Here is a 9605-nt window from a genome sequence, read left to right as displayed (position 1 = left end):
TGATACTCAGGCTACCAGTGACTTGTAATGAAGCGTCTTCAGTGACGCTACCGGAGTCTATTCCGATGATCACTGCCGAACGGGATTGACCATGTACGATAATCACCAGATTTTGCGTGTCGGTGGCTCCGTGTTGATCAGTGACCGTAATGGGGATAGTCACTGTTTTATCCTGACCGGCGGCAAGGTGTTGATACGCGGTGTGGCCCGGATCGAAGATATAATGACCATCACGGTTGAGCGCAAAGCCACCAACCGGAGAAGCGATTGAGTATGTGGCTGTTGCGTGGGCGTCCGGGTCTTGTGAAGTAATCTGGCCCTTCAGTTGACGACCATATTCAGTAGCACTTTGCGTCTGTATCTGATCAAGCACAGGGGCGTCGTTAGTACCGCTGACTGTCATCACTAAAGCTTTAGTATCAGAACCGCCACTACCGTCAGTCACCGTGACCGGGATCACGATTCTTTGCGTGTCGCCTTGAGCAAGACCATTGTAGGCCGGATGGGTCGGATCGAAAGAATAGGTGCCATCGGCACTTAACGTAAACCCTGGCACTTTCACCGTGGTGGAGTAGGTTGCAGTGTCGCCCGCATCAACATCGGTGGAGGTCATTCTTCCGGTGGTCGGCTGGCTGGCACCTTCAATTGATTTGCCAACGTGCCCGCCATTTACCACTGGCAGATCGTTAGTACCCTGAACATCAACAGTAAAAGCATGGGAGAAATCAACGCCATTTGCATTTTGAGCATATACGACAAAATGCTCAGATACACGCTGTCCGTCCTTAAGCCCCTGAACATTGGATGCGCTGTTATCCAGCGAATAGCCCCATACGCCATTTGCCTCAATAGTCAGAACACCATATTTCCCCTGATAAGTTTGTCTGGGAAAAGTGCCTTCCCCACCCTTTAAATCAAATTGCCCGTGAGCACTGATCTGCGAATCTTCGTATACCTGATTAACAAAACTACCGACAATCGTCAGGGGTAAATCGTTCGAAGCAACCCTCCCTGATAACTCTGATGTGGCTTCTGTTACTTGCGGAGCAGCGATCCCATTTAGTGAATTTGAAACAGATTTCTCATCAAATGGCAAAGCTGATCCGGAATCTGTATTTAAAACACTACTGTAGTCGTGTGTAGGCCAGTCTCCGGCAATTGCTTGCCCTTTTGAGACATCTACTTCAAGGTTGTCGCGTTCTACAACAGCCGCTGGCTTATGATGCCCATCTTCAAATTCAGTAAAATGCAAGACCTTGTGGGCTTGAACTGTTTTAGTTTCCTTTACTGCTTCATCCAGGCTGTTTTCAGGTAAATCACTAGCTGAATAGGTATTGTCTCCCTCAGAGTCAGCAGCATTATTCAACAAGATACTGGCCAGAGACTGAAGGTCTTTCACTGAAACAGAGATTGGGGATCCTGAATCCCCCTGAAGAATGACATAATGTCCATTGGGGCTGGAAATTAGCGTGTTTTCAGAAATCGACATGCCTGACTCAAGAGGCTTAAGTTCACCAGAATTAGCTAAAAAGAAGACCGGGCCCGAAACTTGCCGTACCGTAAACATACCGAATCTTAACCATGTTCATAACCAGCCCATCGTGAAATATAGTTTAGATATTGAAAAATTACTAAAGTCCAATGAACTCCCTGTTTTTGGCTCATGGCCGAACAGTCTGTGTTATGCTAGCCGCCTTTTGTTATTACATGCCCGAAAACACCATAGGCGTTAGAACCAGATCCTGGTTGCCTCTGGAAATGAACGTTTTTCATTAAGGTTTTCCGGCGTCACAGGTGTTTGGAGTCAATGTCGAAATCTCAGGTTTTTCGCGTTATTTTTCAGAACGAATCTGAAGTCTTTGAAGTTTATGCCCGGCAGATTTTCCAGAGTGAACTCTGGGGGTTTATTGAAGTTGAAGAGTTTGCCTTTGGTGAGCGCAGCCAGTTGTTGGTCGACCCCAGTGAAGAGAAACTCAAGAGCACTTTCGAAGGCGTGAAGCGGAGTTATATTCCTCTGTCGTCTATTATCCGTATTGACGAAGTTGAAAAAGAAGGGGCAGCCAAGGTGTCTGAAGCCAAGGGCAATAACGTCAGACTATTCCCTTTGCCTCCAGCGTGAGCCTCAGGGTTTGCACCCACGCGTTGGTTGCGCCCGCCACCTTCTGGTCCGTCAGGCGAAAGTGGTTGTTCATTCCTGATGTGTGTCTGCCTGTTCGAAAGTCCGGTTCTGGTTTTTCAATAGCATAAACAAACCGGTTGACAGCAGGAGACTTCCCAGGGCAATCATATAGCGGAACAGGTTAAGCCTGAGGTATCCTCCCAAGGTACCCTGATTGCCAATGACCAGACCGCCAATAAAAAAACTGGTGAAGGCAATGAGCAGCAGACCTTTGGGGCCGGGTTCTATCTGGGCTCTGAGGACACTGTACAGGGCTATGAGCAGACTGACAGCCAGCAGGGCATCCCTGTAGAGTGTTTCAATTCCGTACCAGCGGGTTATTTCATAAGCCAGACAGAGCCCGATGATCATCCTTCCCCAGGCCGGTTTACTCCATTCCCTGTTAGACAGAAGCAGAGCGATCGCCGTACCGACCAGAGGGGGAGAGAGGTAAGTGGCAGCATTATTCAGAAAGAGATAGGCGCCGGTCCAGATCTCTGAAAACCCGTACTTCAGGGTGCCTGCTGCCGAGGCAAGCGCGACCAGGAGGAACCCCAGAAGAGCACCTTTGGTAGCCGTTCTGTGAATCTCGGCAAATGCCTGTTGCTGACAAAGCAGGAAGACCGCAAAGGTGCTGGCAGCGGCCAGCACCGCATCTGAAAGAGCCAGTGAACTCATAGTGAAAACAGCCGTGAGCGAAGAAAACTACTTTGCGTCATCCCAAAACATGAATAAAGCATGTATGAAACACGACGCAGCAAACTATTTTTCACGGTCAATTGATTACCTTATTGACAGTTTCTGAAAGCGCGGCCCGCTGCCTCAATGGTTTTCTGAATCTCCGGATCACCGTGGGCTTCGGATATAAAACCGGCTTCGAACGCAGAAGGAGCCAGATAGATTCCCTCATCCAGCATGGCATGAAAGAAGCGACCGTAGAGCGCTCCATCGCAGGCCATGACCTGGTCAAAGCGGTTGACGCTGGGCTGGTCAGTGAAGAATAAACCGAACATGCCTCCGACTTGAGAGGTGTGCAGGGCAATACCGTGTTCTGAAGCTTTTTCCCTGAGGCCTGTCAGTAAGCTGGTTGCTTTTTCAGTGAGTTCTGCGTGGAAGCCGGGACGGCTCAGGTTTCTCAGTGTCGCCAGACCTGCGGCCATAGCCAACGGGTTACCAGAGAGGGTCCCGGCCTGATAAACCGGCCCCAGCGGAGCCAGGTGCTCCATGACCTTTTTTCGGCCACCAAACGCACCAACCGGCAGACCGCCACCGATGATTTTACCCAGTGTTGTCAGGTCCGGCCTAACGTCATAGTGAGCCTGGGCGCCACCAAGGGCAACACGGAATCCGGTCATGACTTCGTCAAAGATCAGAAGGGCACCGTGCTCATCGCACACTGCTCTCAGACCTTCAAGAAAACCTTTGACGGGGGGAATACAGTTCATGTTGCCGGCCACTGGCTCAACGATAATGCAGGCGACTTCACTGCCTACTTCTGCAAAGGCCTGTTTAACAGAATTCAGGTCGTTGTACGTCAGAGTAATAGTACTTTCTGCCAGCGCTTCAGGGACGCCCGGAGAGCTTGGAACCCCCAGAGTCAGTGCGCCAGAGCCAGCCTTTACCAGCAGTGAGTCAGAGTGACCATGGTAGTTGCCTTCAAACTTCACAATCTTGTCCCGGCCGGTAAAGCCCCGGGCCAGACGAATAGCACTCATGGTGGCCTCGGTGCCTGAGTTGACCATTCTGAGCAGTTCCATGGAGGGAAAGATTTCGCGAACTTTCAAAGCCAGTTCGGTCTCCAGGGCCGTGGGCGCACCAAAGCTCAGTCCATCCAGTGACTGATCGCGAACGGCGCTGACAACATCCGGATGGTTATGTCCGAGAATCATCGGACCCCAGGAGCCCACGTAATCAATCAGGTGGTTGCCATCAACATCCTGCACATAGGCCCCTTTGGCGCTTTTGAAGAAGATTGGCTCGCCACCCACACCCTTGAACGCTCTGACCGGTGAGTTCACACCCCCCGGAATGACAGCCTGGGCTTCAGTAAACAGAGTGCTGGAGCGCTCATGGGGAAGGGACATGATCTATTCCTGATTAAACAATTCAGTAAAACTGCGGGCACGAGTCCGGATATCCGCGGAAGCAAAGAGATTATGAACCACTGCCACCATATCAGTACCCGCTTCAATAAGCTGCGGGGCATTATCCACGGTAATTCCTCCAATAGCTACAACAGGGACTTTAAAGACCTCTTTGGCAGATGGCAAAAGTGACAGCTCAGCAGGTTTGGCGTCCGGCTTGGTGCGTGAGGGGAAAAAACGTCCGAAGGCAATGTAATTGGCGCCCTCCTCAACAGCCGTGTGAGCCAGATCGAGAGAGCCTTCGCAGCTGACACCGATGATAGCGTAATCCCCAAGCCTTTTCCGGGCGGAGTCTACGGATTCGTCCTGTTGTCCCAAGTGTACGCCATCTGCTTCCGATTCGGCAGCCAGTTCAATGTCATCATTGATAATAAACAGCGCACCGTAATTGTGGCAGAGTACTCGCAGTGTACTGGCCTGACGGAGCCTCTTTTCACGATCCAGACTCTTGTCTCGGTACTGAAGTACTTTCATGCCTCCCATCAAAGCCTGTTCAACCGCTTCCATCAGAATACGATCGTCGGGGAGAAGCTGGCTGTCGGTTACACCGTATAGACCTTTGAGCATCTTCTAACCTGATTTCAAACATTTTCGTCGCAAAGTATAACAGGATCAATGTTGACCCGAATAATTCAGATAGCCTCCAGTGCCTCAGACAATTTGTGCACACCGACGACGGTTAACCCTTCAATGGGTTTTCTGGGAGCGTTTGCCGCCGGGACAATGGCTCTTCTGAAGCCATGTTTGGCCGCTTCTGTCAGGCGTTCCTGGCCGTTGGCAACAGGCCTGATCTCACCGGCAAGGCCCACTTCCCCAAAGGCAAAAAGATCCTGGGGTAGGGCACTGTCGCGCAGACTGGAAACAACCGCCAGCAAACCGGCCAGATCGGCACTGGTTTCCGTGACTTTAACACCCCCGACCACGTTGAGAAAAACGTCCTGATCACTGGTAAAAATGCCACCGTGTCGAGTCAGTATTGCCAGCAGCATGGCCAGCCTGTTTTGATCCAGTCCTACGGTTACACGTCTCGGATTTCCTAGTTGCGAGTCCACAACCAGGGCCTGAATTTCCACCAACAGAGGGCGAGTACCTTCCCACAGAACATTGATAATGCTGCCTGAGGTTGGCTCGGGTGCCCGGGACAGGAAAATGGCCGAAGGGTTTTTGACTTCTTTCATTCCCCTTTCCGTCATGGCAAAAATGCCCAGCTCATTCACCTGACCAAATCGGTTCTTGGTAGCCCGCATAACCCTGAAGCGTGAATCATCGGTATTTCCAAGCATGATCTGGGTATCAATAATATGGGACAGGGTCATGGGGCCTGCCAGAGAATTATCCTTGGTTACATGACCGACCAACAACAAGACAGTGCCCGTCTGCTTGGCAAAGCGGGTAAGGAAGGCAGCGGACTCCCTGACCTGGGCGACGCCTCCGGGAGCAGCATCCACGCCATTCATATACATCACCTGGATAGAGTCAATCACTATAACACCCGGCTTCTCCTGTTCGGCGACAGCGACAATGTTCTCGGCTGAAGTCTCTGCCAGCATCCTCAGGCGATCAGTAGGCAGGTCGAGGCGCTTGGCCCGGGCTGCAATCTGTTGCAGCGATTCCTCACCGGAAACATAGAGGGCATTCATGCTCTCGGCGACATGGCACAATACCTGGAGCAAAATGGTGCTCTTGCCAGCCCCCGGATGGCCACCAATCAGGACGGCACTGCCTTTGACAAACCCACCACCCAGTACCCGGTCAAACTCTGACGTGCCGCTGCTGAATCTGGGCGCTTCAGCAACATCCACATCACTGAGGGTTTGAAGGCCGTTGAGTGTGCCTGCAAAGCCGGATTTATTAGTAGCACCGATAGAAGGGGAAGCCGCAGGGCCCAGGTTGACTTCTTTGAACGTATTCCAGGCTTTACAATCCGGGCATTGCCCCTGCCACTTTGATGACTCACTGCCGCACTCGGTGCAGACGTAGGCTTTTCTGGATTTTGCTTTGGCCATCAGAACCTTTCAGACAAAACTCTATGGTAGCCTGTTGTTGCGTTGGCTCCAACTCAGAGGTTCTCATATTGCGATCTCACGTCACTGGCTCGTCGCTCTCTGTGGTATTTTGCTTTGTGTTTCGCCAGGGCTTTTGAATTCCTGAAGACCCTTTTGCATTGCCGCTCCCGGCCATTCACGCCGGTTGCTGTTTCTCCACAGATTCGTTGTTTGGTGTGCATTCTGAAATTGTGATAGCTCAGGTCTTTAGCACTTGGGCAGAGCACCCCGCATGGCCGAATCTGACCATCCTCGCCCATTATGGGCGCCTCACAGATTCTTTGCCCGCTAGCAAAAACGAAAGGGTCCGTTTGTGAAGAGCTGTTACCTGGGGGCTCGTGAAAAGGATCTGCCAAGCCCTGCTGTGCCTCTTCGCTTACTGAAAAGGCCGGTGATTGTGCTAACCAAGACAGGTCTTCCCTGCAAAATGGGCAGGTTTTCGTTGACGATCCCGGAGTGCTAAGAAACGCCCTTCGTAAACAATGCGTGTCAATTCTCTTCGAACAACAGGGAGTAACAATCTCATTTCTAAACATTTCAGTGCATATAGGGCACTCCTCATCTGCTTCATCCAGCCCTCCGCTAGCGGAGGGTGGTCGGAATCGACAAACGCCATGACAGGGATGGACGAAACAGTTTAAAGCAAAAGTATGCTGCTGTTGTTGAGGGTCTTCGTTACCGTCGTCAGAGCCGTAATTTAGAGGGTTGGTGAAAAAACCTGTAGACTGTGTGGTTGTTCCTGAAGCCTGCTGATCGGATGATGCAGGTGGCTGGTTTGGTGGACCATTATCTTGTTCACCCTGTTCGCTGAGCCCCGAAGTGGTGATCGCAAACGGATGATCCTGACTTCCCTCCGGTTGATCCATCGGGCTAAACAGCAATGAATTGGGGTTCCAATAGCTTTTCAAAAGCCAGCCAACGGCAATCAATGCTTCTCCAGGTAGCCACGAATAAGGTTTGGAGCCCGGGGGGGCTTCATGGGTGGTCAGAGCCAGTTCGTAAGCAACCAGCAGGGGAGTGGCATAAAGCAATTGCCACGAAATCGACTTAATAAAGGTTGTTGCTAATCCGTAACCATTAAATCCATGTAGATTGTCATCAGCCGGAAAATCAGGGCCTGTAAAGTCGTTTGTGTTGTCGATGTCTAATGAGCTGCCTGACAATGTATTCAGGTCACGCTTTGTAGAAAAGACCTGGTCCGGAGAAGCTGTATCCTGATTCTGTAACAGCTCGACAACAAAACGTCTTGTCACAATTTCGGCCTGGCAAATCACAGACAACGGGAGCAGCAGAAAAAGAAACATCGTAGAAAGTGTTTTTTTCATCATTATGTCCATACAACTTTTCTTTACGTGCAAAGTAGACCAATAACAAGATCAGTGGATGTTTCTTTAAAAGGCCTTCTGTTAAAGAACCTCTATCAAAGAACTTCAATTAGAAAACTCAGTTAAAAATCAAAGTGTGCGCCGGACATAATTTCCTGAGAGGACGGGTGTCAGATCAGTGACCGGGCTGGCAGTCACCCGGGCACGGGCACATCACAGGTTCATCGCCGTCCGTGGTATCCCTTTTTGTGAGCTATCAGGGCTTGGCGATTTTTGCAGATCGCCCCGCATGGTCGCTGCTGGCCATCCTGCCCGATCACTGTTTCATCACAGATTGCATGCTCGGTGTGTACTCTTGATTTGTGTTGCAACAGGGCTCGGGCATTTTTACAGGTCTTCAGGCAGCGACCGCCGAATACGGGCACGTCACAGACCAGCACGCTTGCCCTCGCAGTCATATCGGAAGAGACCGTCTGTGAGAGAATGTCACCTTGGGGCTCGCTAAAAGAAACTGTTAAGCTCGGCCGTGCCTCTGCGCCTGTTGCAAAACCTAATGATTGTAATACTGAATAAATGTCTGTTCTGCACAGCGGGCAGCGTCCCGAACATACTAAAGCGTTCAGTAGACAATATCTGTCCATTCTTTGCGAACAACAGGGAGTAACAATCGTATCATCGCCAAGCATTTCAAGGCATATAGGGCAAGTCTCACGTGCTTCACTTAGAGAAAAATCCGGTGTTTCAGCCAGAAAAAACAAATCTGCTCTGCAAAATGGGCAGCTACTCGTTGGCAATCTTCTTAAACAGTCTGAGTCAATTTTTTTTGAACAACAGGGAACAGCAACAGTCGTCTCTTTTTTAAGCGGGCTAAAACATATAGGGCACTCCTCGCCTGCTTCATCTGCTTCAGCCAGCCTTTCGCTATCGGATGGTGTTTGGAATCGACAAGCGGTATTAGCAGAATCGACGTAACCATCTAAACCGACAGTATGTTGGTGTTGTTCAAGGCCTTCAACGTAGTCAGGAGGGATAACGAAGGAGGCTGTTTGTGAGGCAGTGGCACCCGGGGGCTCGTTATAAGAATCTGATAAGTCCTGCTGTGCCTCTGCGCTTACTGGAAAATCCTCTGGTTGTAATAATGAATGCAGATCTCTTCTGCACATTGGGCAGCCTCTCGTTGGCGCTAATCTCCTTAAACACTTTGTGCTAATTTTAATCGAACAACAGTGAAGAACCACAGTCATCTCTTTTTGAAGGGGTTCAAAACATATAATGCACTTTTCATCTGTGTCATCTGTGTCATCTGTGTCATCTGTGTCATCTGCTTCATCTAGCCTTTCGCTATCGGAGGGTGGTCGGAATCGACAAACGCCATTGCAGGAATCGGCGTAACAATTTAAACCGTAAGTATGTTGGTGTTGTTCGGGGTTTCCATCACCGTCGCTGCGGTTAGGCAGGAACTTGGCGAAAAATCTTTTAAGGCGGCTGGTTGTTCCTGAGGCTTGCTGACCGGATGATGCTGATGCCTGGCTTTGCTGGTCATTCTTTTGTTGACCCGGTCCGGGAAGTACCATAGTGGTGATGGCAAACGGATGATCCTGACTGGCCCCCGGTTGATTCGTCGGGTTGAACAGCAATGAATTGGGGTTCCAATAGTTTTTCAATACCATGCCAACGGCGACAAATGCTTCGACCGGTATCGAATAAGGTTTGGCGCTCAGGGCGCTGTCGCCCGGCTCGGCGCAACAGATAATGGACAATGACACTAGCAAGAACAGCAGTGCCGCAGAAAATGCTTCTTTCAAGAGTTTATCCTTAATAACTATTTCGTTTTTTTGAAATGAAAAGGCTAGACCAGAAAGTTTTTAGATCAAGAAAACAATAAAAAGAACAATAAAAAGGACATTCATATATTTTACTTATCGAGGAGGTA

At 50.2% G+C, this 9605-nt stretch carries 8 protein-coding genes; 1 reads left to right on the top strand and 7 read right to left on the bottom strand.

The window, feature by feature from the left end:
* On the bottom strand, positions 1 to 1489 hold a 1489-nt coding region (locus KDK17_RS14335; protein WP_257288348.1), incomplete at its 3' end, for a VCBS domain-containing protein.
* Positions 1490 to 1807: 318 nt separating this feature from the next.
* Between KDK17_RS14335 and KDK17_RS14330 the strand changes: the two genes are divergently transcribed.
* Positions 1808 to 2119, top strand: a complete 312-nt coding sequence (locus tag KDK17_RS14330) for a DUF1820 family protein (RefSeq protein WP_257281250.1) — start codon at positions 1808 to 1810, stop codon at positions 2117 to 2119.
* Between the two features lie 69 nt (positions 2120 to 2188).
* On the opposite strand, the gene KDK17_RS14325 is transcribed toward KDK17_RS14330, so the two are convergent.
* The 6 genes from KDK17_RS14325 to KDK17_RS14300 form a co-directional block, all read right to left on the bottom strand.
* Entirely contained in the window at positions 2189 to 2836 is a 648-nt protein-coding gene (locus KDK17_RS14325; RefSeq protein WP_257281251.1) for a hypothetical protein, read from the bottom strand.
* Positions 2837 to 2946: 110 nt separating this feature from the next.
* The gene (gene hemL / locus KDK17_RS14320; RefSeq protein ID WP_257281252.1) at positions 2947 to 4242 is read right to left on the bottom strand and encodes a glutamate-1-semialdehyde 2,1-aminomutase; all 1296 of its coding nucleotides are present in this window, start codon (positions 4240 to 4242) and stop codon (positions 2947 to 2949) included.
* A gap of 3 nt (positions 4243 to 4245) precedes the next feature.
* On the bottom strand, positions 4246 to 4869 hold the full coding sequence (thiE, locus tag KDK17_RS14315) for a thiamine phosphate synthase (protein ID WP_257281254.1): 624 nt from the start codon (positions 4867 to 4869) through the stop codon (positions 4246 to 4248).
* A 65-nt stretch (positions 4870 to 4934) separates the two neighbouring features.
* Entirely contained in the window at positions 4935 to 6308 is a 1374-nt protein-coding gene (radA, locus tag KDK17_RS14310; protein WP_257288347.1) for a DNA repair protein RadA, read from the bottom strand.
* 53 nt (positions 6309 to 6361) lie between these two features.
* Positions 6362 to 7684 (bottom strand): hypothetical protein, encoded by a 1323-nt coding sequence (locus tag KDK17_RS14305; RefSeq protein WP_257288346.1) that lies wholly within the window; start codon positions 7682 to 7684, stop codon positions 6362 to 6364.
* 209 nt (positions 7685 to 7893) lie between these two features.
* On the bottom strand, positions 7894 to 9477 hold the full coding sequence (locus KDK17_RS14300; protein WP_257288345.1) for an RING finger domain-containing protein: 1584 nt from the start codon (positions 9475 to 9477) through the stop codon (positions 7894 to 7896).
* Positions 9478 to 9605: the final 128 nt, after the last annotated feature.

The organism is Endozoicomonas sp. SESOKO2 (assembly GCF_024606245.1).
GTDB lineage: Bacteria > Pseudomonadota > Gammaproteobacteria > Pseudomonadales > Endozoicomonadaceae > Endozoicomonas_A.
The sequence above is the reverse complement of the archived record's forward strand: the minus strand, read 5'-3'. Positions and strand labels throughout refer to the sequence as shown.